Annotated in this window: 24 protein-coding genes and 1 pseudogene; 15 read left to right on the top strand and 10 right to left on the bottom strand. The window is 62.7% G+C overall.

What is annotated here, in order from left to right:
• Positions 1 to 4 precede the first annotated feature (4 nt).
• The gene (locus NKI50_RS04410) at positions 5 to 985 is read right to left on the bottom strand and encodes a quinone oxidoreductase family protein (RefSeq protein ID WP_352639977.1); all 981 of its coding nucleotides are present in this window, start codon (positions 983 to 985) and stop codon (positions 5 to 7) included.
• A 98-nt stretch (positions 986 to 1083) separates the two neighbouring features.
• On the opposite strand from NKI50_RS04410, the gene NKI50_RS04405 reads away from it, so the two are divergent.
• The gene (locus tag NKI50_RS04405; RefSeq protein ID WP_352639978.1) at positions 1084 to 1476 is read left to right on the top strand and encodes a winged helix-turn-helix transcriptional regulator; all 393 of its coding nucleotides are present in this window, start codon (positions 1084 to 1086) and stop codon (positions 1474 to 1476) included.
• A gap of 76 nt (positions 1477 to 1552) precedes the next feature.
• Here NKI50_RS04405 and NKI50_RS04400 read toward each other — a convergent pair whose 3' ends face one another.
• The gene (locus NKI50_RS04400) at positions 1553 to 2158 is read right to left on the bottom strand and encodes an NADPH-dependent FMN reductase (RefSeq protein WP_023719141.1); all 606 of its coding nucleotides are present in this window, start codon (positions 2156 to 2158) and stop codon (positions 1553 to 1555) included.
• Between the two features lie 90 nt (positions 2159 to 2248).
• Between NKI50_RS04400 and NKI50_RS04395 the strand changes: the two genes are divergently transcribed.
• Complete coding sequence (locus tag NKI50_RS04395) at positions 2249 to 2617, top strand: winged helix-turn-helix transcriptional regulator (RefSeq protein ID WP_352494900.1); 369 nt, start codon at positions 2249 to 2251, stop codon at positions 2615 to 2617.
• A 50-nt stretch (positions 2618 to 2667) separates the two neighbouring features.
• On the opposite strand, the gene NKI50_RS04390 is transcribed toward NKI50_RS04395, so the two are convergent.
• The 4 genes from NKI50_RS04390 to NKI50_RS04375 all read right to left on the bottom strand — a co-directional run bounded on the left by NKI50_RS04390 (position 2668) and on the right by NKI50_RS04375 (position 5887).
• Complete coding sequence (locus NKI50_RS04390; RefSeq protein ID WP_245278591.1) at positions 2668 to 3033, bottom strand: hypothetical protein; 366 nt, start codon at positions 3031 to 3033, stop codon at positions 2668 to 2670.
• A gap of 97 nt (positions 3034 to 3130) precedes the next feature.
• Positions 3131 to 3526 (bottom strand): acyl-CoA thioesterase, encoded by a 396-nt coding sequence (locus NKI50_RS04385; RefSeq protein ID WP_023678380.1) that lies wholly within the window; start codon positions 3524 to 3526, stop codon positions 3131 to 3133.
• 200 nt (positions 3527 to 3726) lie between these two features.
• Entirely contained in the window at positions 3727 to 4698 is a 972-nt protein-coding gene (locus tag NKI50_RS04380) for an MBL fold metallo-hydrolase (protein WP_352639979.1), read from the bottom strand.
• Between the two features lie 262 nt (positions 4699 to 4960).
• Positions 4961 to 5887 carry a LysR family transcriptional regulator gene (locus tag NKI50_RS04375; protein ID WP_352639980.1) on the bottom strand — a complete coding sequence of 309 codons (927 nt, stop codon included), beginning with the start codon at positions 5885 to 5887 and terminating at the stop codon, positions 4961 to 4963.
• 105 nt (positions 5888 to 5992) lie between these two features.
• Here NKI50_RS04375 and NKI50_RS04370 point away from each other — a divergent pair, with 105 nt between their 5' ends.
• From NKI50_RS04370 to NKI50_RS04335, 8 genes and pseudogenes are all read left to right on the top strand, one after another.
• The gene (locus NKI50_RS04370) at positions 5993 to 6784 is read left to right on the top strand and encodes an alpha/beta fold hydrolase (RefSeq protein WP_352715500.1); all 792 of its coding nucleotides are present in this window, start codon (positions 5993 to 5995) and stop codon (positions 6782 to 6784) included.
• 219 nt (positions 6785 to 7003) lie between these two features.
• Positions 7004 to 7483 carry a GNAT family N-acetyltransferase gene (locus tag NKI50_RS04365; protein WP_352639982.1) on the top strand — a complete coding sequence of 160 codons (480 nt, stop codon included), beginning with the start codon at positions 7004 to 7006 and terminating at the stop codon, positions 7481 to 7483.
• Entirely contained in the window at positions 7483 to 8121 is a 639-nt protein-coding gene (locus NKI50_RS04360) for a hypothetical protein (RefSeq protein ID WP_352639983.1), read from the top strand. The genes NKI50_RS04365 and NKI50_RS04360 overlap by 1 nt, the downstream gene beginning before the upstream one ends.
• A gap of 311 nt (positions 8122 to 8432) precedes the next feature.
• Positions 8433 to 9053 carry an SMI1/KNR4 family protein gene (locus NKI50_RS04355; RefSeq protein WP_352640815.1) on the top strand — a complete coding sequence of 207 codons (621 nt, stop codon included), beginning with the start codon at positions 8433 to 8435 and terminating at the stop codon, positions 9051 to 9053.
• Positions 9054 to 9195: 142 nt separating this feature from the next.
• Positions 9196 to 10019: pseudogene (locus tag NKI50_RS04350) on the top strand (GMC family oxidoreductase); the annotation flags it as partial.
• Positions 10020 to 10160: 141 nt separating this feature from the next.
• On the top strand, positions 10161 to 10811 hold the full coding sequence (locus tag NKI50_RS04345) for a GMC family oxidoreductase (RefSeq protein WP_352715645.1): 651 nt from the start codon (positions 10161 to 10163) through the stop codon (positions 10809 to 10811).
• On the top strand, positions 10808 to 12019 hold the full coding sequence (locus NKI50_RS04340; protein ID WP_352715497.1) for a mandelate racemase/muconate lactonizing enzyme family protein: 1212 nt from the start codon (positions 10808 to 10810) through the stop codon (positions 12017 to 12019). The genes NKI50_RS04345 and NKI50_RS04340 overlap by 4 nt, the downstream gene beginning before the upstream one ends.
• Positions 12016 to 12939 carry an NAD(P)-dependent oxidoreductase gene (locus NKI50_RS04335; RefSeq protein ID WP_352640810.1) on the top strand — a complete coding sequence of 308 codons (924 nt, stop codon included), beginning with the start codon at positions 12016 to 12018 and terminating at the stop codon, positions 12937 to 12939. The genes NKI50_RS04340 and NKI50_RS04335 overlap by 4 nt, the downstream gene beginning before the upstream one ends.
• Positions 12940 to 13031: 92 nt before the next feature.
• Here the strand turns inward: NKI50_RS04335 and NKI50_RS04330 are convergent, their stop codons facing one another.
• On the bottom strand, positions 13032 to 13970 hold the full coding sequence (locus NKI50_RS04330; RefSeq protein WP_352640808.1) for a diacylglycerol/lipid kinase family protein: 939 nt from the start codon (positions 13968 to 13970) through the stop codon (positions 13032 to 13034).
• A gap of 735 nt (positions 13971 to 14705) precedes the next feature.
• Here NKI50_RS04330 and NKI50_RS04325 point away from each other — a divergent pair.
• The 3 genes from NKI50_RS04325 (at position 14706) to NKI50_RS04315 (ending at position 16953) form a co-directional block, all read left to right on the top strand.
• Entirely contained in the window at positions 14706 to 15140 is a 435-nt protein-coding gene (locus tag NKI50_RS04325; protein ID WP_023719157.1) for a DUF4383 domain-containing protein, read from the top strand.
• A 6-nt stretch (positions 15141 to 15146) separates the two neighbouring features.
• Positions 15147 to 16277 carry a hypothetical protein gene (locus NKI50_RS04320; RefSeq protein ID WP_352640806.1) on the top strand — a complete coding sequence of 377 codons (1131 nt, stop codon included), beginning with the start codon at positions 15147 to 15149 and terminating at the stop codon, positions 16275 to 16277.
• 160 nt (positions 16278 to 16437) lie between these two features.
• Complete coding sequence (locus NKI50_RS04315) at positions 16438 to 16953, top strand: hypothetical protein (RefSeq protein ID WP_352640804.1); 516 nt, start codon at positions 16438 to 16440, stop codon at positions 16951 to 16953.
• Positions 16954 to 16961: 8 nt separating this feature from the next.
• Here the strand turns inward: NKI50_RS04315 and NKI50_RS04310 are convergent, their stop codons facing one another.
• On the bottom strand, positions 16962 to 18584 hold the full coding sequence (locus NKI50_RS04310; RefSeq protein ID WP_352640802.1) for an FAD-binding oxidoreductase: 1623 nt from the start codon (positions 18582 to 18584) through the stop codon (positions 16962 to 16964).
• A 118-nt stretch (positions 18585 to 18702) separates the two neighbouring features.
• Here NKI50_RS04310 and NKI50_RS04305 point away from each other — a divergent pair, with 118 nt between their 5' ends.
• Positions 18703 to 19200 (top strand): YegJ family protein, encoded by a 498-nt coding sequence (locus NKI50_RS04305; RefSeq protein ID WP_023719161.1) that lies wholly within the window; start codon positions 18703 to 18705, stop codon positions 19198 to 19200.
• A 15-nt stretch (positions 19201 to 19215) separates the two neighbouring features.
• On the opposite strand, the gene NKI50_RS04300 is transcribed toward NKI50_RS04305, so the two are convergent.
• A complete protein-coding gene (locus NKI50_RS04300) occupies positions 19216 to 20187 on the bottom strand; it encodes a hypothetical protein (protein ID WP_352640800.1) in 972 nt (323 codons plus the stop codon).
• A 73-nt stretch (positions 20188 to 20260) separates the two neighbouring features.
• Positions 20261 to 21298, bottom strand: a complete 1038-nt coding sequence (locus tag NKI50_RS04295) for a CapA family protein (protein ID WP_352640799.1) — start codon at positions 21296 to 21298, stop codon at positions 20261 to 20263.
• Positions 21299 to 21440: 142 nt separating this feature from the next.
• Here NKI50_RS04295 and NKI50_RS04290 point away from each other — a divergent pair, with 142 nt between their 5' ends.
• On the top strand, positions 21441 to 22694 hold the full coding sequence (locus tag NKI50_RS04290; protein ID WP_352640797.1) for a hypothetical protein: 1254 nt from the start codon (positions 21441 to 21443) through the stop codon (positions 22692 to 22694).
• Positions 22695 to 22733: the final 39 nt, after the last annotated feature.

Genomic DNA, 22733 nt, shown 5'->3' with positions numbered 1-22733 from the left:
ACTACTAGGGTATCAAGACGACCTTGCCGGTCGCGCCGCGCTCCTCCAGCAGGCGATGCGCCTGACTGGCCTGGTCGAGCGGGAAGCGACCGCCGTTGGTCACTTTAAGCTCACCACTTGCCGCCAGATTGAAGAGCCCCGACAGGTCGTCACGGAGCACGTCTGGAGAGAGCAGCGGCAGCAGTGCAAAACCTCTCAGCGACTGGTTGCGGCCGATCATCGCCTCCATCTCCGGGCCGCCGAGCGCGTATCTGCCAAGTGCGGCAAACACCAGCTCTCCGCGAGGTGCTAGAGCCTCCAGCGCAACCGCGGTCAGCGGGCCGCCGACAATGTCGTAGATTATGTCGACGCCGGCGCCGCCGGCCGCTGCCCGGACGCGCTCTGGCCAGTCCGTTTTGCTGTAGTCGACGGCAACGTCGGCCCCCAGCGACAAAGCAAGATTGAGCTTGGCCTTGCTGCCGGCAGCCGCGATGACATTGCTCGCCCCTGCCCGCTTCGCAAGCTGGACAAGCAACGAACCGACGCCGCCCGCGGCAGCGGCGACCAGCACCGGTTTGCCGGCCGGCGGGCTTTGCCGCGACAGATGCAACGCCGTCAGTCCTTGCACCATCAATGCCGTCGAGGCTTCGAACGAGAGCGCATCCGGCAAGGGCACGGCCAGGCTTGCGTCAATCGTCACATAATCGGCATAGCCGCCTAACGGGCGGCTCGAGGCGAACAACGGCGCGGCGACGCGCGTGCCGAGCAAGGAAGCATCCACCCCATGCCCGAGCGCCTCCACGATCCCGGCGGCCTCGACGCCAAGGATCATCGGCAGTTGCGGCGCCACCGCGTAGCGATCTGCGCGCATCAGCACTTCGAAGAAATTCACCCCGGCCGCACGAACGCGGACCAGGACCTCGCCGGCTTGCGGCTCGGGCTTCGGCACCTCAACCATTTCGAGAACGTCAGGGTCGCCGAAACGGTTCAGTTGAATGGCTCTCATCACATGCACCGATCGTTATTGGCATCGGCCGCTGTTTGCCACTATCTGCCTGGCTTCGACCACACACCGATTTGTCCGCCGCTGACCGGGAGGTGACCATGGCCAAGCTGATCAAGAGACTGCCGATGCTGCCGGCCGAGCGCGCGCTGAAAGTGATTTCGGGCCGCTGGAAGGCGATCATCCTCTACCATCTCTTCGACGGGCCGCGGCGGCTGTCGGCGCTGCAAGGGTTGATGCCCAATATCACGCAGAAAGTGCTGATCCAGCAGCTTCGCGAAATGGAAGAGCACGGCCTCGTTCGCCGCGAGATCTTTGCCGAGATCCCCTCGCGCGTGGAATATTCGGCGACGCGGCTCGGCCTCAGCCTCGAGCCCATCCTGCTGGCACTTTGCCAGTGGGGTCAGCACCACGCCGACGAGTTGAATGAGATGGACCGCCTTGCCGATTGCATCATCAGGCCAAGGCAAGCGCAGGACGCGCATGCCGTCTGAAAAAAAACGGGCGGCGCATGCGCCGCCCTGAATCCTTGGGAGAATTAATCCTTGGGAGGATTGTTCGAACCTGCGCTCAGGCCGCCTTGACTTCCTCGGCGACGGCATCGGCCTGACGCGCCGTCTTCAGTACCCTGGCCCACCATGCAATGTCGTTGACGAGCGCGGTTGCCGCCTGGTTGAGGTGCTCGAATTCATCGAGCTTCTTCTCACCTTGCTTGACGGCAAGGAAATCGGCCCAGGCGATGTGGACGGCGGACTTCACCGGCGCCATCTGCAACTCGACCGCATGCAGCCTCAGCTGCTCGACCGCACGCGCGCCACCAACGCTGCCATAGCCGACGAAGCCGGCCGCCTTCTTGTTCCACTCGTTGGCGGCGTAGTCGATGGCGTTCTTCAGCACGGCCGTCGGGCCATGATTGTATTCGGCGGCGGTGAAGATGAAGCCGTCGAATCCGGCGACCTTCTTTTGCCAGCGCTGCGCCACTTCGTTCTGCGACGGCGCCCAGGCGGAGGATGCGACCTCATCGAAGAACGGCAGCGGGAAATCGCGCAGGTCGACGACTTCGACATCGATGTCGGCATGCGACCTGGCGATCTTGGCAATCCATTGGGCCGGGACGTCGGCAAAGCGCGCGGCGCGGGTCGAACCAATGACGATGGCGATTTTGGGTTTTGACATAGAGGGGCTCTCCTTACAGGAATACTGGTATCGTTTAGATACCTGCGCTATATGAGTAACTGGCCGCTCAATGTGCAAGGAGGCACTTTTTTGTTACCAAGGCACCCGCACCGCACCGAGGACTGCCGCGCCATCTCGGAAATCCTGCAGCGCGTCGGCGACAAATGGACCGTGCTCGTCGTCGGCAAGCTCGGCGACGGGCCGCTGCGTTTCAACGAGCTGCGCAGCGCGGTCGGCGGCATTTCACAGAAGATGCTGACCACCACTTTGCGCGGGCTCGAGCGCGACGGCTTCGTCACGCGCACCGTGTTCCCGACCATCCCGCCGCGGGTCGACTACGAATTGACCGACCTTGGCTACGAGCTTCTGGTGCCGGTCGGTGCACTCGGCGAATGGGCGCGCAAGAACACCGAGCGTGTCAAGGTCGCGCGCGAAAAATTCGACGCCATGCACAGCTGAGCCCTTGCGCTGCAAGGGTTTGAACCTGACGGGGATCCTCCGGATGAGCCCTACTGCTGTAATTGCATCTTGCTCTTCGGCAGCTTCTCGATCCGGTTCCATTTCGGGTTGGGACTGACCACCTTGCCGCCAATCGTGCAGGTCGTGGTCGTCTCCTTCCGGCAATTGCTCACCGTCGTACCGCTGGTGTCGCATTTCGTCGCCGAGCAGATCTCGCACTTGGCCGCCTGCCCGTTGATGGTGCGGTTTTCCGACGTGCAGGTGGCGCCTGGATCGCCTTTTTTGACCTCGGCAAAAGCGCTTGCGGACGACAGGCAGAGCAAGGCTGCAAACGCACCGGCCAGGGCAGCGTTCAGCATGTGTTGACGCATTGTCTTTCCTCCCAAGATCCCGTCGCTCGCGCTGCAGGCGCGCATGCGGGAACCCGTTGGTCAAAGACCACGCCGCATCGCTGCCCGCATCCCCCGCGCGGGAGAGACGGCTGTTTAAATCCATCTTCTGGAATCAGGCCGGTCAGCCTTCCGCGGGAACCGCCTTCGGCTTGCCTTCGCCGTCCAGCGCCACCATGACGAAGTCGGCATGGGTGACCTTCTCCATCAGGTCGGAGAGATAGCGCTGCGCCCAGGCCTCGACCTTGAGCGTCATCGAGGTGCGGCCGACGCGTTCGACATGCGTGTAGATGCACAGCGTGTCGCCAATCTTCATCGGCTTGGCGAAGGACATTTCCTTCACCGCCGCCGTCACCACGCGGCCCTTGGCGCGCTCGGCGGCGCGGATGCCGCAGGCGAGATCCATCTGCGCCATCACCCAGCCGCCAAAAATATCGCCCGCCGCATTGGCGTCGGAAGGCATGGCCAGCGTCCTGAGCGTCAGATCGCCGATCGGCCGCCCGTCCGCGTAATGCACCATTTGGCCAATCCTCTCGAAGCCGATTGTCCCGATCCCGTATCGTCATGGCACGGACAGGTCAACGCGCCACTGAACAGGTCGCGGCCTGAGGTTCGGCTATCGGTCGACAGTGTTGAAAAGATGCTGTGCGGAGCTAGACGAGCGCACCAGCAGGATTGCATTCCATGGCCGAGGTAAGAAAGCTTACCAATAGGCGTGCTTCACAAAGCGGGCCAGGGCGTCGGGACGTAGGCGTAGGCGTTGCCCTCGCGAATAACATGACCGATGCCTGGAAAGGGCAGGTGCATGCCTGCGACGAGCAGGCCATCCGCCGACACCATGTCGAGCACCTTCTTGCGTGTGGCGATTGCGGCCTCCTGGTCCACGTCGAAGGCGATTGCCCATTCCGGATGCGCAAATTGCAGCGCGGAGGCGTGGATTACGTCAGTGAAGAGCAGCAGGTTGGCGTCACCAGAGCCAATTCGAAGCGCGAGATGCCCCGGCGTGTGTCCAGGCGCAGGCAACGCCCTGATCCCAGGCGCGATCTCGACTTCGCCTTCGATCTTCCGGACCTTGCCATGGTAAGGCACCAGCGATTTGCGCGCTATTTCGAAGTACGGTTTCATCTGGTCGGGCGCCTTGGACCGGATCCCGTCATCGTGCCAGAAAGCGAATTCCGGCGCGGCAACCACGACCTCCGCTGCCGGGAAGGCGGCCTTGCCTCCAATACCGACAAGGCCGTTGGCATGGTCGGGATGGAGGTGGGTGATGATTACCGTTTCGATTTCTTCCGGCCTGATGCCGGCGGCGGCGAGCGCCTCAGGTATATGTCCCAACATAGGCCCCATCGCCGATGCCGTGCCGGTATCGATCAGCACCCGTCTGTCACCTTTGGTGACAAGGTAAGCATTGACCGAGGTCGGGAGTGGTTTTGGCAGGAATGCCTTTGCCAGCAGCGCTTCGGCGGCAGCCGTATCTGCGGAAGGGAAGAGTTCGAGGCCGAGATTGAGGTAGCCGTCGCTCAGTGCTGTGATCTCGAGGTCGCCGAGCGTGAACCTGTGGGCGCTCGCAAGCGAAGCCGGAGACCGGGCGGCGACAGCCGCAGCGTTGCTCCCAAAGAGGCTGATCGGGGAAAGTAGCAGGGCGCCGGCACTAAAGGTGCCGATGCCGAACGTTCGACGGTCGATATTCATGGTCTTGTCCTTCGAATTGCAGATGAAGCTAGTCCCAGACGTCGTCGCTGCCGGGGCGGATGCCGACCGCTCGGACAACCCTTCGGCGGCGGTCGGCGCGGGTCATGGCCAACTCCTTGCGACATCAATAATCCGCCTCATAAACAGCGGGAATAGCGATGGGATGCAGTTCACTGCTGCAGCTTATGCAGCAATCGACTTAAGCGGGTAAGGCTGCTGGTTCGGCCGTCCGCTGAACGGCCTCGCCGAGCCCTGGCTTCGCCTACTGGACAGGTTGCCGGGGTTCGAGCGCTCGGCGCAACGTCGGCGCCTCTTGCTCGATATGATCCCACAGACGGTTCGAGATCGGCCCGTGCGGCCGGTCGCGGCGGCGCGCCACCACCAACTCCTCGGTGCGGCCTGGCAGATGACGGCCGGCAACGGATTGCAGGCGTCCGTCGCGCAGTTCCTCCTCGATCAGGAAGCGGGGCATGTGGCCCCATCCGAGGCCTTGCAGGATGATTTCCTTCTTCATGCCCTGATCGGCCACCATGCATTGCGGCGCACCCTCGATCATGAAGTAGTCTTGTTGCGGTGAATGGCGGGCCGTGTCGCGCATGACACATTGGGTGAACGCGTGCATCTGATCCGGCGTGATGGGGTGCTTGATCCGCTCCGGTAGAAAGCCCGAAGCCACTACGGGAACGAACGGCACCTTGCACAGATCGATCCATTCCACCCGCGGATCGCTCTTGTCGATCCAGTGCAGGATCAAATCGGCTTCGTCATCGAAGAGGCGCTCCCACGGGCCGCCCACCGCCTCGAAATGCAGGTGCAGGCGTGTGCCCGGACACTGGGCGAAGAACCGTCCGAGCATGCCCAGTGCCTGCGGGCGCGGGCACAGGTCGCCGATCACCACATGGATCTCGCTTTCTTCGCCCATTGACAGCTGAGCAGCATGAAGCCGCAAGCCCTCGAGCTCGCGCAGCAGCGATTGTGCCCTGCGATGGAACGACAGCCCTGCCTCGGTGGGGCGCACGCGATAGCCGCTGCGATCCAAGAGAACGAGGTCGAGTTGCCGCTCCAGCTTTGCAACGGCTGCGAACACAGCCGGGTGCGAGCGATGCAGCATGGCCGCCGCAGGCTGAAAGCCGCCGCAGCGGACCACGGCATCGAAGCATTGCAGGTCGTGCAGGGTGAATTCGGCCATGTCAGCTTCTATTACAGAGATGGTCCCGTCTTTGTAATATCATCAAAAGCGTGCCGCCGCTAGGCTTTGCCACGTTCAAAGCTCCAAAAGGAAGGTGTATTCACCATGAATGAGCTGGATTTCGTGACCGTCGGCGATGGCACGCGCATCGCCTACCGCATCGACGGCGACGCCGGGCAGCCTGTGTTGGTGCTGTCGAATTCCATCGCCACCACGCTGCGGATGTGGGACATGCAGGTCAACGAGCTGTCGAAGCATTTCCGTGTTCTGCGCTATGATTTTCGCGGCCACGGAGGGTCGAGCGTTCCGGCCGGCGCTTGTTCGCTCGACCGGCTTGGCCGCGACGTGATCGAGTTGCTCGATGCCCTGGGCATTGAACGCGTACACTTCCTCGGTCTGTCGTTGGGCGGCTTCGTCGGGCAGTGGCTCGGCATCCACGCGCCCGAGCGGATCGAGCGCTTGATCCTGAGCAACACCTCATCCTACCTCGGACCGGCAAAGCAGTTTGACGAGCGGATTGCCGCCGTGCTGCAGGCGCCGGATATGTCCGAAACCGCCGAGATGTTCCTGGGCAACTGGTTTCCTGCGCGTATGCTGGCGGCCAACGAGCCCGTCATCGAGGAATTTCGCGCCATGCTGCTGGCCATCGACCGGCAAGGCTTGGCTGGTCTGTTCGCGGCGGTTCGCGATGCGGACCTTCGCCGAACCATTGCGCTGATTTCCAGGCCAACACTGGTGATCGCCGGCCGGCACGACACTGTCACAGCCGCCAGCCACAGCGAGCTAATCGCGGCGACGGTGCCCGGCGCGAAACTGGTTGTTCTGCCCGCGGTCCACTTGTCGAACGTCGAGTACCCCGCCGAATTCATGCAGGCCGTGCTCGGTTTTCTGCGCTGAGCGGAGCACGACGGGTTTGCTGAGTGAATGCTGTTTCGAACATCACCCGCATGGACCGAAACCTATGATGCGCTAGCGCGCAGTGCAGGCTAGACTGGGCAATATCGATAGCGGATGACGGCTGACATGGAACTTGGCTTTCGCCCACTAACGCCCGATCTGTGGCCGGCGCTCGAGGACCTATTCGGTGACAGCGCCGTATGCAGTCGCTGTTGGTGTATGTACGGACGGATCGGCAGTTCTTATCGAAAGCGACCCGGCGAGGAAAACAAGGCCGCGTTCCGGCAGGCCGTCCAGCATGGTCCGCCTCCGGGCATCCTCGCCTTCGACGGCGATACCGCTGTCAGCTGGTGCCAGTTGACGCCGCGAGATGCCCTGCCCTGGCTCGATCGGCTATGGCAGCTCAAGCGCGTGGACGACAGGCCGGTCTGGTCCCTGTCCTGCCTCTACGTGCGAAAACGATACCGCAGGCGGGGCGTAACATTCCAGCTGATTGCGGAAGCACTGGAAGTCGCAAGGCGCGCAAATGCTCCGGCACTCGAAGCCTATCCTTTCGAGGCCGACGTATCGCCGAGTGCTTCCGGCAGCGGATATGCCTCCACCTTCGCGCGCGCCGGGTTCCGGGTCGTCGCTCGCAGAACGCCGGCCCGCCCGATCATGCGCTATGATTTCAAGCAGATTGCCGATCATCGCCTGTAATGCTTGGATCGCTTGTCGAGGAAGCGCAGGCACTTCGAAATGAAGCCGGATCGTTTTCAACTTTTGGTCAGAGGCACAACGTGGATTGGTTCACACGACGCAAGCCGTTCTCGGGCGCTGCGAAGTCAGCTTTCCCATTCAGCATGTTGACCACCATGGCAGAGGAGGAGCTGACGCCCTTTGTCGACGACACTTACCGAACGACGTCCCGACATCTCATTTCTGATGGAGCGGTCATCTATATTCCTTATCGGTTACATTTTCTGCCAAGCGTGCGAGAGCATCACCTTGGCTTTTCATTTCCGTCGCATTGCCTGCTGACACGATCGACAGATGGCTTTTTGCGGCAGAAATCAGCCAAGGTGATCCTGTCGCTGAACGAAAGTTGGAGCATCGCCTTCGTCGTTCTGCTGTTGGGCGAATATGTCGTCGAAATCGCCGAAGACATCTACGCCGCAGTACCTGGTCTGGACGCTTCAGCCTATGCCAGTTTTGTCCGACAGAACCGAGACGTAATGCGTGCAATGCGCAGCAAGGCCACAAGCTATTGGAATGCCTATTACAGGCGTGCTTATCCCAACCGGAAATCCTATCCAGCCATTGCTGTCCTCAATCAACTCGATGCGTGGGCAAGTTAGGTCTTCATCAATCTTCTTGGCGCTGAAAGTCGAAATTCAAACGAAGTTGCCAGTCGCTTTTTTCACATCGGATGCCGGAAGACCCGGCGACGCCGCGCCGCGCTCAAGTCTAGGCTAGAGCTGAATTCCGGAGCCAGCCGCAGCCACAATGCAGACCTATGATTTCATCATCGTTGGCTCCGGTTCGGCCGGCTTGGTCCTGGCCGAAAGATTGTCGGCTTCCGGCCGGTCGCTAGAGCCACTTGGTAAAGTTTTCGATGCGATGGATGCGTTCGACAGGTTAGACCTTACGAACCCGTCGAACTGGGTAAATGGAGCCTATTAAGGAAATGCCTGGGCAGGAAGAATGGTCAAGCGAAGAAGACGCTCGTGCCTACCGAGAGCTCCGAACCTTGGTCGATAAATGGAAACGCCTCGGATACAAGACCTATCCGGATGGAACCGAGTGGATTGGCCATACCCCGCATCGAGCGCCTCAAGCGTATTTGCATCAGCTGTACGCACCACTTGGCGCCATCGGAATTGGGCAGATGGAGTCTGAAATTTCGCGTCGACTCCCAGATAATTTCCGTTGCTTTCTCATGCTCCACAACGGGATAGGTCTGTTTGCGAATTATATAAGCGTCTATGGGCTGCGACGTAGCTGGTCACGCACGAATTTGGTGGAGGCGGGTCAACAACCCTTCTCCATACTGGAACCAAATATAAAGAGACGACCAGGCAATGCACCAGACGATGTTCTCTTTATTGGTGCGCTAGGGGACAATGACGATTTAATTGGCATGAATCCGGACGGGGGGGTCTTTCGCTGGGAGAGTGATGATCCTCTGTCCGGTTCGACCAAGTCCTACTCAAGCGTGTTCACCTTCCTGCTGGAAGAAGCCAATGAGGCGGCGGCCCTGTTCGACCCGGATGGGCGCGAACACGACTGAACTCGGGCAGCAGGCGACAGGCTGACATTCAGACTGAATATCCCCGGTCGCTTTTTTCACAACGGATGCCGGAAGACCCGGCGACGCCGCGTCGCGCCCAAGCCTAGGTTAGAGCCGAATTCCGGAGCCAGCCGCAGCCACCATGCAGACCTATGATTTCATCATCGTTGGCTCCGGTTCGGCCGGCTCGGTCCTGGCCGAAAGATTGTCGGCTTCCGGCCGCTTCTCGGTGCTGGTGCTGGAAGCCGGCGGCAGCGACCGTCGCTTCTACGTGCAGATGCCGCTCGGCTACGGCAAGACCTTCTTCGACCCGGCGGTCAACTGGAACTACAAGGCCGAGCCGGATCCCGGCCTGGCCGGCAATGCCGACCACTGGCCGCGCGGCAAGCTGCTCGGCGGCTCGAGTTCGATCAACGCCATGGTCTGGATCAGGGGCGCGCGTGAGGATTTCGACGCTTGGGCAGCGGCCGGCAATCCCGGCTGGGGCTTCGATGACCTGCTGGCCGCCTTCAAGGCGCTGGAGGATAACCAGGCCGGCGCCGACCAATGGCGCGGCGTCGGCGGGCCGCTGCATGTCACCGACTGCTCGACCTCCGTCCATCCGCTCACCAAGCGCTATCTCGCCGCCGCCAACCAAGCCGGCCTGCCGCTCAACCCGGATTCAACGGCGCCTCGCAGGAAGGCGTCGGCATCTACCAGATCACCACCAGGAACGGCCGCCGCATGTCGGCGGCGCGCGCCTTCCTGCGCCCGGCGATGAAGCGCAAAAATGTCCGCGTCGAGATCAACGCGCTGGCGACAAAGATCCTGTTCGAGGGCAAACGCGCCGTCGGCATCGAATATCTCCAGAATGGCGCGACGAAAACCGCCCGCGCCGGCCGCGAGGTCATCCTGTCGGGCGGCTCGGTCAATTCGCCCCAACTTCTCCAGCTCTCCGGTGTCGGCCCGTCGGCGCTTCTTGGCGCGCTCGGCATTCCCGTCGTTCACGCCAACGAGAATGTCGGGGCAAACCTGCAGGACCATGTCGGCATCAACTACACGTTCAAGGGCAGGCTGCCGACGCTCAACCAGATCCTGCGCCCGTGGTGGGGCAAGCTGCTGGTCGGCATGCAATACGTGTTTTTGCGCTCAGGCCCGCTGTCGCTGTCGATGAACAATGCCGGCGGCTTCCTCCGCACCGATCCGGCTGCGGCGCGGCCCAACATGCAGCTCTATTTCCAGGCGTTTTCGACCGTCATTCCGAAGAGCGGCGAACGCCCGATCCTGACGCCCGATCCATGGCCGGGCTTTTCCATCGGCCTCTCCAATTGCCGTCCGTCGAGCCGCGGCGAAATCATGATCCGTTCCGCCAATCCGCGCGATTATCCCAAAATCGTCGCCAACGCGTTTTCGACCGAGGCGGACGTCGCTGAAATGCTGGCGGCGGTGAAATTCGTCAGGAAGATCGCCTCGATGCCGGCGATGGCCGAGATCATCGAGGAAGAGGTTTTGCCCGGTCCCTCGATCACCTCCGATGCGGATCTCATTCAGGATTTCAGGAAGCGCTCGGGCACCGTCTATCACCCGGTCTCGACCTGCCGCATGGGGCCGGACGCGGCGCACGCCGTCGTCGATCCGCGCCTCAAGGTACACGGCATCCAGGCGTTGCGCGTCATCGATGCCTCGATCTTTCCCGACAACATAACCGGCAACACCAACGCCGCCGCGATCATGACCGGATGGAAGGGCGCCGAACTGGTTCTGGAGGATCAGAAATGAAAATCACCGACGTCAAGACCTGGGTGGTGGGCAATCCGCCGCCCGGCATCGGCGGCAAGTATTTCATCTTCGTCAAGCTCACCACCGATGGCGGCGTCGTCGGCTATGGCGAGGCCTACAACGCCACCTTTTCGGCTCATGTCACGGCGAAAATGGTTGAGGACATGGCCGAACGCTATCTGATCGGCCGCGATCCGCACGACGTCGAGAATTTCTTCCGCCGCGCCTATTCGTCCGGCTTCACCCAACGCCCCGACGTGTCCGGGATGGGATGCTTTTCGGCGCTCGAAATCGCCTGCTGGGACATTATCGGCAAGGAGGCCGGCAAGCCGGTCTATAAGCTGCTCGGCGGCCAGGTTCACGAAACGCTGCGTTCCTATACCTACCTCTACCCGCACAGCGGCAGCGTCCATTCGGAGGACGCCCGCGGCAAGAACGTCTACAACGACCCCGATCTGGCCGCCGCCTGCGCGCTCGAATATGTCGAGCAGGGTTTTAACGCGGTCAAGCTCGACCCAGCCGGCCCCTACACCGCCTTCGACGGCCACCAGCCGCGCCTCGTCGACATCGACCTCTCCGCCCGCATGGTCAAGGCGATCCGCGAGGCGGTCGGCACAAGAGCCGACATCCTGTTCGGTACGCACGGCCAGTTCACCGCATCGGGCGCGCTGCGCCTGGCTCGCGCCATCGAGCCCTATGATCCGCTGTGGTTCGAGGAGCCGGTGCCGCCCGACATGCCCGAGGTGATGGCGCAGGTCGCCCGCGCGACCTCGATCCCGATTGCCACCGGCGAGCGGCTGACGACCAAGTTCGAATTCGCCCGCGTCATCGAGAACCGTGCGGCGACCATTCTTCAGCCGGACCTTGGCCGCTCCGGCGGCATTCTCGAAACCAAGAAGATCGCGGCCATGGCCGAGGCCTATCACATCCAGATCGCGCCGCACTGCTATTGCGGACCGATCGTCGGCGCCGCCAACATCCAGCTCGCGGTGACGCTACCCAATTTCCTCATTCTGGAATCGCTGAAACAGTGGGACGGTTTTCACGCGAAGCTGCTCAAGAAGAAAATCGAATGGCAGGACGGCAACGTCATCCCGTCTAAGGAGCCAGGCCTCGGCGTCGAGCTCGACGAAGCCGTCTGCGAGGCGCATCCCTGGACCGGCAAGGACCTGCATTTGCAGATGCTGCAGACGCCGTTGATGCCGTGAGCGCGCGTCAGAGCTATGCCTTCATCGGTCTTGGCCATCTCGGCGGCCAGCTCGCCGCCAACCTGATCCGCAACGGCTTTGCCGTCACCGTATTCGACCGCGACCCGGCGGCCGTCGAGCGGCTGGTGATGCTTGGTGCCGATGCCGCCAACAGCCCAGCTGAGGCCGCTGGCCGCGCCGGCAATGCCGTCACCTGCCTGCCCTCGCCAAAAGTCAGCGAGGCGGTGCTGGCCGGCCCCGGCGGATTGCTCGAAGGCCTGCCCGCAGGCGGCAGTTGGATCGAGATGTCGACCAATGGCCAAGACGAGATCGTGCGCCTTGCATCCCTCGCCTCGGCAAGAGGCGTCGAGACGCTCGAATGCCCGGTCACCGGCGGCGTTCATCTGGCGGCGGCCGGACAGATCACTGCGCTGGTCGGCGGCGACGCAGCGCTTTATGCGCGCCACGGCGCGGCCGTCGAGGCGATGTGCGCGCGCTCGTTCCTGATGGGTCCGGTCGGCTCGGCGGCGGTGATCAAGGTCATCACCAACATGCTGGCCTTCATCCATCTGGTCGCCGCCGGCGAAGCGCTGATGCTGGCCAAACAGGGCGGGCTCGACCTTGCCCAGTCCTATCACGCCATCGTCGCCTCCTCCGGCAACAGCTTCGTCCATGAGACCGAAAGCCAGCTGGTGCTGAACGGCTCCTACGACATCGGCTTCACCATGGACCCGGCGTTGAAGGATCTCGGCTTCGCCCTCGGCATGGGTGAAAAATTCGGCGTGCCGCTCGAGCTTGCCTCGCGCGTCGACGCAATCTTCAGGCAAGGCAAGCAGGCCTATGGCGGCAGCGCCTGGTCGACAATGATCGTGAAACTGCTCGAGGATGCCGTCGGCACCGACCTGCGCGCACCCGGTTTCCCGGCTAAACTCGCAAGTTGATATTGGCCGGATTATCAATTGATTTCAGTCGATTGGAGAGATCGCCGGAACCAGAGCCGCAGTCAACTGAATCAAAGTCTTAACAGCTTGATTCAATATCTCAGCGTCAATGCGCCGGGCAGTATCTCGAAGGTCGCCGGTATGCGACCCGGCGATTCGCCATCTATGTCGATCAGCGCGGCGTTCTTTTGCACATCGCCGAGCGGCTCGACAACCACTTTCTTGCCACGCAGAATGGTGATCGCCGGATGGTTGCGGTGCCGCCCGCCATAGAGCAGGCGAATGTCCCAGATCAACTTCAGCTTGCCGGCGGCGCGCAGGATGACGATGTCGAACTCGCCGTCGTTAAGCTCGGCGTCGGGCGCGATCATCATGCCGCCGCCGAAGAATTTCCCGTTGGCCACCGCCACCAGCGCCATGCGCGCCTCGACCGGGGCACCGTCATCGACGGTGATCGCAACGTCCTGGAACCGGTAGCGAAGGAATTCCCAGACCGTGCGCCAGTAGAACAGCGCCTTGGCCGAAACCTTGCCCTTGCGCTTGTCGGCGTTGACGGCACGGTCGGTGGCGCCGGAAAGCCCGAGGCTGGCGATGTTGATGAAATGGCGGCTGGCCAGCGCGCCGTGGTCGTCGACATAGCTGATGCACCCGGCATCGACCTTGCGCCCCTTGGCCTCGGCAATCCGCTTCAGTGTCAGATCGACATTATTCGATAGGCCGAGCCCGCGGGCGAAGTCGATGCCGGTGCCGCACGGCAGCAGCCCAAGTTCGGCCGTCCGGCCGCTTTCCCGGAAAGCCTTCAGCAGCCCGTCGGCGACTTCGCTGGCGGTGCCGTCGCCGCCGGCCGCAATCACCAGCTCGAAGCCGATGGCGGCAAGGTCGAGCGCCAGCCGTTCGGCATCGCCCTCGGCCTGCGTTTCACGCAGCTCGAAATCGCCGAAATGTCTTTTCAGCGAAGCCGCAACCTCTGGCCAATGCCGCTTGAGCCTGCCGCCGCCGGCGATCGGATTGAGAACCACCGCGACCTTCAAGCCTGCCTCCCCAAGGCCATCGAACACGCCTTCCAATCATTTGCCGCCATTGAAGCCCGCGCCGGCCCGCGGGGCAAGATCGAATGTCCGACAATGCGGCCTCCGCATCGAGGCGGCAAATCCCGGCCGGCGTCGGCAGAGATCGGAAAGTCGCTATTTTGGCAGGGTCAGTCCCCGATAATCCCGCTATTCACAGGCTTGCGGCAGTTTCGCCAAACGCTTATCCGGCGTACATTAAACCCATCTCAGGCGGCTACCGATCGCCACGCCGAAAGGCAAAGCGGAACGGCGGATTTCCTGAGGCCCGTACGGCCCTGAACGAGAACAGGCTTGCTTGTTGGAGGGATGGAAGCCGAGACCTACGGGGCCGCGGAAAGCGTGCGAACGCCAACGGCGGACCGATGCTGCCATGAAGGACGGCAAAAACCTTCGATGGCGCGCTGGGCAAAGCTCGCAAGAGTGGAGACCGGCGTGGTCCGGAACGGACGCTGCCCTCGGGTGGCGACTGGCGGGACCGTCAAAATCAAGGCCGGCATGGCGGGACATCTTTCGGGAGTTGCCGCCGCGACCGTGTCCTGATCTGACAGGGAGGCGCTGGGAGAAATCCCGGCGCCGACTGTCTTTGTGGCTCCGCCTGACGATTTTGCCGGCGACGCTTCACCCTGCGCCAAAATCAGCTACTATCCATTAGCCGTCGGGGGCCGTTTGAGAAGGCTGACGGCAGGGGGATACTTCATGACGCTCATCCAGAAGCTTGCTGTTGCCTATGCTTTCCTGTTCTTCGGTGTTGTTGCGATCGGCTATGTGCCGGCCTTCAACGATGCCGGCGGCAATCTGTTCGGCCTGTTCTCGCTGCAATGGTATGACGATTTGCTGCACGCCTTCTCCGGCGTGTGGGCGCTGGCCGCCGCCTTCATCTCGCACCGCCAGGCGGTGTTCTATTTCAAGCTGTTCGGATCGGTCTATCTGTTCGACGGCGTGCTCGGCCTGGTCACCGGTTCCGGCTGCCTCGATGGCGGCATTTTCATCAACGGCTTCCGCTCCTTGAACGACATCGAATTCCCGGCCCGCTTCTTCGCCAACCTGCCGCACATCGTCATCGGCGGCTTCGCCGTCTATGTCGGGTTCTGGCTGTCGAAACGCGTGTACGACCATTTCGCCACGGCCTGAGCGGCCATGTTCCTGTTCCGCTGGCTGAAGCGCATCATCAAGGCGATCCTCTGGCTCGTCGTCATTGTCGTGTTGATCCCGATCGCCGGGCTGGCCTACGGCTTTCTCACGACGCCGTCGCTGGACACAACACCATTGCCGGGGATCGCCGAGGGTGCCCCGCCAAAGGCGCTGGCCGACAAGGTCCGTGCCGAGATCCCCGGCTACCAGCGGCCGGAGGAATCGACCTTTCTCACCTATCCGGAATGGGCCATCGTCTACGCCGCCCGCGAATATGCCGGCTTCATCGACAAGAACCAGCCGAGTGGTTTTCCCTATCTCTCCTATATCGGCCGCTTCTGGCAGGACTATGCGATGGTCGTCCGCGCCAGCTCCGCCTACAAGTTCAACCTCAACAACCACCAGATGCTGGTGATCATCGGCACCAGCCACACGATCGAGCACGCAATCCAGTGGGCCTATGAAAATACGGTCGGCCGCATTACCGAAGCGACGGCCGGCAAGCGCACCGCCGTCGACATCTACCAGGCCAAGGTAGCGGCCGACTATGCTGGTTTTCTCGACCAGGTGCCGTGGTACCAGTTTCCCTATGCCGAAAAGCGTGCCGGCCTGTTTGCCGTCCAGCCGGCAGCGGACGACAGCGCCGTCCGCACCAGCGAACGCAAGCTCGCCTTCGGCCTCGCCTACACCATCAAGCAGGGTTACGCCGATCTGATCAAGTCGGCGCTCGCCGCCACCACCGACCCGGCCTTGCTCGACATCCACGTCTGGGCCAAGGGTCCGGTCAGCGAGGTGACCCGCAACGAGCCCGACACCTTGCTGGAGCGCGATCTCGGCGCCGACGGCACGGTCTTCGTCACCAGGCGCTATCAGGTGTTCACCGACATGATCCCGCGCCTGATCGGCAAGGGCGTCTCCTTCGTCGAGATCGGCGGCAATGACGAGATCATGGTCACCGTTCTTTCCAATGACGAGATCAATGTTCCCCAAGGCGCACGCACCTTGTTCAGCTACCCGCTTCCGGCGGAACCTTCGACGCGCCGCACCGGCCTGACCGTCGCCGTGCGCAAGCTGCACATCGTGCTGCCGGCGCTGATGACGGCAGGCGCCAGGCTCGAACACGTCTACGATTACTGAGGCCTTTCAGTCACAGCCGGCCTCGGCAAGACGCTGCGTGACGCTCCGCCACGCTCATGCCACAATCGCGGCCAAATCCCGCCTTGTTCCGCAACGATTGATGATGCCGTAGCACTTTGATCTTGCGCACATGCGCCGGGCAATTCGGAGGGACAAGACCGTGATCAAGACCGCCCTTGTCGCCATGACCATCGTCGGCTGCGACTGCGACGCCAGGCTTTGCGAATATATCGGCGAGACGCCCGCCAAGTGGTCGACCATCGCTGAATGCGAAGCGGCAATGAAAAGCCAGATGCTGCGCGAGCGCAATTTCGATTATCCGCTGGTCTCGGGCATCTGCCGGACACAGAACTCGTCTTCGTCATCGCAGCTCGCGGCGACCACTTCGGAGCCCGAATTGACGACGGCCAGCACGGCCGCGACAGACCCGCTGCCAGCAGAACTGAGCCATCGGCCCAGTGCAGCGGTCGGAACGCAGGCGACGGCGACGGAAACAGAAGCCGTCCGGCCGGTCGCCTACGAAGCGGCGGTCGATGGCGGCAGCGCCCTGCTCTACCGCACGAAGACCGGGTACGCCGTGGTCAAGACCGATTTCGGCCGCGCCGCATCGGCAACGATCGGCATCGCCAGGCGCTCGGCGAACTGGCTGGCGGCGAAGCTGCCTGACGGTCTGTAACCGGCACTTCAGGCCGTGCCGATCAGTGCCTTGATGGCGCGGTAAAAAGTCGAGGAAAACAGCTCCCCCGGATCGTATTGGCGCTTCTTCGCCAGGAAGGACGGCAGTTCCGGATAGGAGGCAAGCAGCTCCTTGCCCGTGTAGTGGAGTTGGTAGGGCAGGAAAAAACGCCCGCCATGCTTGATCGTCACGTCGATTAGCGCCCTTGTCAGTGCCCGCATCCTGGCATTGCCGTCGGCGTCGGTCGGCTGATTGATGTAGAGCACCAGCGAATAGGCCGGCTCCGGCGCATAATTCAGCGCCACATCCTCCTTGTGGACGATGCGTACCGACGCGTTGAGCACCGGCAGGCTCTGGTTGCGCAGGATCTCGCGCGCTTCCGCGATGAACGGGTTATAGGCCGCCCGCGGGATGAAATATTCGTGCAGTATGTCGGTCTCGTCGAGCAGGTCGTTGAACAGATAGGGCACTGAATCGTGCATCGGGTTGTTGCGCGTGACCAGGCAGGCCTCGCCCTCGGCCATTGCCGTCGTCCGCGCCACCGTGCAGCTCTCGAATTGCGGCTCCAGCGTCTTTTCGGTGAACCATTTCAGCTCCTGGAACAGGCTGCCCCATTTCGCCAGGTTGATGATCACCCGCTTGAGCCCAACCGAGCCCGGTTCACCGATTGCCGGCTGGTCGGCCGGCGGCTGGTCGGCGACCTTGTCATAGCGATAGACGATCATATCCTCGAGGAAATTGCCCGGCGCAGTCGACAGATGCCCATAAAACAGACCAATCGCCCTGTTTGGCTCCAGCGCCTCGGCGAAGAACGTCGGGAAATCGTCCGATTTGATGATCTCGCGCGAGGTGCGGTAGACGGCGTTGTCGACGATGTCGAGTGTCGCCTCCAGCACCACGCCGAACAGGCCGTAGCCGCCGACGACGTGGCGGAACAGCTCGGTGTTTTCGGCCGGTGAGCAGGTCGTCACCGAGCCGTCGGCCAGCATCACCCGCATCGAACGGATCGAGCCGGCGACCGAGCCGGCCTGATGGTCCATGCCATGCGCATTGACCGACAGCGAGCCGCCGACCGAAAAGATGTCGGTCGACTGCATCGCCTTCACCGCGAAGCGCGGGTGCAAAAGGTCCTGGATGTCGTGCCAGCGCGCGCCCGGCTGCAAGGTCATCGTCTTCGCCGCCGCATCGACGCTGACCTTGTTGAATTTGCGCATGTCGAGGACCAGCGCATTATCGTCGAAAGCGTGGCCGCCCATCGAATGGCGCACCGCCGCGACCGAGACCTTCAGGCCATTGGTGCGGGCAAAGGCCAACGCGCTCGCAATGTGGTCTTCCTCGCTGACTTCGATAACGCCGTAGACCGGCGTCATCGACAGGCCGCTGGCATCGTTGATGTCGCCGCCCTTGGTCAGCCATGGCAGCGCCGGATCGTAGGCTGGCGCGTTCTCCAGCGGCTTCAGCGCCAGGTCGATGCCGTCAATGTCGGCAATGCGGCCGGAATTCTTCTGCGCCGACGGGCCGCGCGCCAGCCGCGCCACGGTCGTGCCGCCCCAGACCATCGCGCCGCCGACCACCGCCGCACCCAGCAGCAACCGCCGCGACAGGCGAAACCCCTTGCGTTCCTCGATCATAGCCCCACCCCACTGTCCCAGGAATAGCGCCGGATGGAGACAAAAACCAGTTGCCAATCAGACGTTCGGCGAATGATGATCCGGTTTGTCTGGCGGAAATGTCGAAAGCAGTCTCACCATGAAGCTTGCAGCCCGTACCGCACTTGCCATGTTGCTCGCGTTTGCTCCGGCATCATCAGCCGGCGCGCAGACTCCTGGTCAAGGCGACGACAAGGTCGTCAGCGTAGCTGGCGACGATCCGGAGATGGCGGCCGCTATCGAGCAGGCGCGTGCCGGTCTCGACGACTTCCTGGCATTGGCCGACGCGCCGCCATCCGGAACGGCCGACTTCCAATTGAAAGTCATGGTCAGGGATGGGGACGCCACTGAACATTTCTGGGTCATTCCCTTCCACCGTACGGCGGCCGGATTTGCGGGAACCTTGGACAACGAGCCGCAGACCGTTCACAACGTCGTGGCAGGCCAGGAGATCGAATTCAGCCGGGACGATATTTCCGACTGGGGCTATATGAAGAACGGCCGCCGGGTGGGAAGTTTCACTGTCTGCGTTCTCTTCAAAAAGATGTCGAAGGATGACGCCGACTATTATCGCCAGAACTATGGCTTCGATTGTTGACGGCTGAATTCCAGTTCAACCGGCTTCTACATCCTTCACGCCGATCTTTCGTACCAGTGCCGCGGTCGCCAGGATCGCGCCCATGTCGGCGATCATCGGCGCGACGTGTTTGGTGTAGTCGAGACGCGTGGAGATATCCGGCAGCTCGAAGAAATTCCTTTCCTGCGGCAGCAGCAGGAAACCGTCACTGCCGCTGAGCGCAACGCGTGCCGGATCGTTCGGCCGGGTTTCGCCGAGCCATTGCAGCGCCTGCGCCAGCCGGCCGGTCACCAGCGGCCGCGCCGCCTCGATATTGTCGGTGCGGAACTCGTAGGCGGCATCGAGCTCCGGCACGCCGCTGGACAATTCCTGCATCTTGCTGCCGAAGATGCCGCGGAAGAAGCCGACGACCTTGTTGGTCCGGCGCGCGGCGACCAATGTGCCGGGGAACGGCACGATCGTCTCGAAGGCGACGATGACGCCCTTGAACACTGCCGTCGTGCTCTTGCCCGTCCCTTCCCGGAGATCTGCTTCGTAAAGCTCGAACGGAAACCCTTCATAGCGGCCGGAAAAAACATCGTCGAAAGACTGCCGGTTGAACGGGCCAACCGTCTCGCGCGGCAGCCGGTCGAACGAATTCGGCTTGATATTGTGCCGGTACCGCATGTCCTCGATGAAGCCGAAGACGATCGGCAGCAGCGTGCTGCGGAACGACTGCTGCAATTTGCCCGCCGGCTTGATCGCCTGGAAATAGAGCAGGATCGCCGCCAGGAAGCCGCCGATATAGAGGAACACATGCGGGGTCGAGAACCACTGCTCGTTCGGGTCGGCAACCCCGTTGAAAAGCCAGGCCACAAGCGCCACGAACACCAGCAGCAGTCCGATGAACATCGGCACCCGCCAGCGCGTCTGGCGATGGGCCGAAGCTCTTTCGGCCTCGTAGGCCTCGATGTTCTTCCTGATGCCGGCGATCACCGCTTCGCTCGGCATGAAATCCGCTGTTTCCATCGCCCACCCGCCGCCACAAGCTTGCCCGCGTAGCGCATGATAGCTGGTTTTGTGGACCGCGTCAGCGCAGCCGTCAGCGCGCGGCGAAGATCGCATCAAGGCGGGCCAGAACCCTTTGCCTCGATTTTCCCGCTAGCGCTTCAACCGGGACCAGCCGCTCATGATCGCCGGCGCGCAGCCGCATGAAGGCATGCAGCCGGTAGGCGGCGATGGCCCCGCGCGTGTCGAGATCGTCGCTGATGTCGACGACGAGAATGGCGCCGATACGGCCCGGCCATGGCTGGCGCGCGAAGGCGGTGCCGAAGAAATCGCCGAGCCCATAGGCGACGAGCGTCTTGCCGAGCCGCTCGATCGGCTGCACGACATGGGCATGATGTCCGGCGACCAGGCCGACGCCATGTTCGGCCAGAAGCCGCGCCAGTGCCCGCGTCTTCGCACGTGGAAAATGCCGGAATTCCCAATCCCAATGCGGTACCGCGCAGAGGAGGTCGACACTCTCAACTGTATCGCGTGGCCATTGTCCCGGATCGCTTGCCATCGAGACACGGCCCGCGAACTGGACCGCATCGGCATTGCGCCACAAGGTAAAGGCGGCAAGGCCGATGGTCAGCGCCCCGACGGCAAACCGCTCGACTGGAACCCCAGCACCGACAGTACGGATGCCGAGCCGCGCCAGCGCGGCAACGGTCTCGTCGAAGCCGGCAATGCCCTGGTCGAGCACATGGTTGTTGGCCAGCGACAGCACCAGTCTTTCCGGCGAAATGCCGGCGGCGGCCAGCGCCTCGGCAAGAAACCGCTCGCTCATCGCATGGTGCGTGCCAAGCCTTGTGCCCCAAACAGCGCTCGGCCGTTCCACCACCGGGCTTTCGCAATTGCCGACTACCAGATCGGCCGAGGCGAGCAGCGCCGCGATCGCCGGATCGCATTCCGGCGCGCTGCGATTGGCCACCGCCGAGATGTCGCCGACGAAAGCCAGCCGTACCGTCCGCGCCGGCGCCGGTTCGAGCAGGGTTGCCGCCATCGGAGCGAAGCCGCGAGCTGCGCCGCCGAGCGAAGGCCGGAGGAAACGGGGCAGCCAGGACAGTTTGTAGGAAAGCGGATAATTCGACACGCGACGCCCAATCGTTTGCCCTGTGTAAACCGTCCGCCGGATTGATTGAAGCTTCGACTGTTATCGGTGAACCACAGGGCTACAGGCGCGCGAACCAAATGCGTGTATGATCCACTGCGGAGCGACAAAAGGGGCGATCACGATGAAGCGTTTTTCCAGGCTGATGGCAGGCGCCATCGTTCTTCTCCTGCCGCTGTCCGCGGCCGGAGCCGCGGCTCCCGAACCGGCGGCCCTGTTCGAGGCAAAAACCGTGGCCGAGCGCGACAGCGCGCTAGCCGCGCTGGAAGCCGCCGCGCCCGGCGATCCTGCATCGGCCTATGCCACCGGCGCCGGTGAATTCTTCACCGCGCTGGAGATCCTGGCCGGCGGTCTGCACCGCCACGGTTTCGAAAGCCCGCAATCGTTCATGCTGCCGCTGATGCGGCTGCCGGTGCCGGACAATGCCGATCCCGAGCCGCTGACCTACGAACAATTCCGCGCCATTCTCGTCGCCTTCCGCGACCGGTTGGAGAAATCCGCAGCCACGCTGGGCTCGGTACCCGCCGACGCCGACATCGGCATGGTCATCGACCTGACCCGTCTCGGCATCGACCTCAACGAGGACGGCCAGATCGCGCCGGACGAAAGTGCCGCCGCGGTCATGGCGTCTCTGTCACGCGGCGGCGGTGCGCCAGACGCGGCCGCACCCGCCTTCACGTTCCGCTTCGACCGCGCCGACGGTTATTGGCTGCAGGGCTATGCCGAGTTCCTGATGGCGCAGGCCGACTTCTGGCTGGCGCATGATTTCAGGAACACGTTCGACGGCTCCTTCCACATGCTGTTCCCCCACGCCAAACTGCCACTTCAGGACACGCTCGTGCCGCTGGACGGCGGCATGGGCGGCGGCATCCTGACGTCCGAATGGCGCCTCGCCGACTTCATCTCCCTGGTGCACCTCATCAACTGGCAAGTGGTCGAGCCGGAGCGCCGGCAAGCGGCACGCCGCCATCTCATGGAAATGATCCGGCTGTCGCGCGAGGACTGGAAAGCCATCCGCGCCGAAACCGACAATGACCGTGAATGGCTGCCCGGGCCGCAGCAGAAAGGCGCCAGCCCGCTCACCGGCCTCGACGTCGGCGAGCAGCAGGTGCAGGCCTGGCTCGCCGCCTTGGCCATGGCCGAGGATCTTCTGGAAGGCCGCACCTTGCTGCCGCATTTCCGCATCGCCGACAAAGGCATCAACATGAAGCGCTTCTTCGACGAGCCGAAGCCCTTCGACCTGGTGCTGTCGATCACCGGCCCGGCCATCGCGCCCTATCTCGAGCGCGGCAAGATTCTCACCAGCGAGGAGTTCGACCAGATCCAGCGCCAATTCGGCGGCGCCGGGTTTCTGACGTTCGCGTTGTGGTTTAATTGAGCGGGAAGCTTGGACGGTGCTCCTGACACCCTGCTGTCA

This window comes from Mesorhizobium sp. M0563, from assembly GCF_040321065.1.
Lineage (GTDB): Bacteria > Pseudomonadota > Alphaproteobacteria > Rhizobiales > Rhizobiaceae > Mesorhizobium.
Note: the sequence above shows the minus strand (reverse complement) of the source record. Positions and strands in the feature narration are given on the sequence as shown.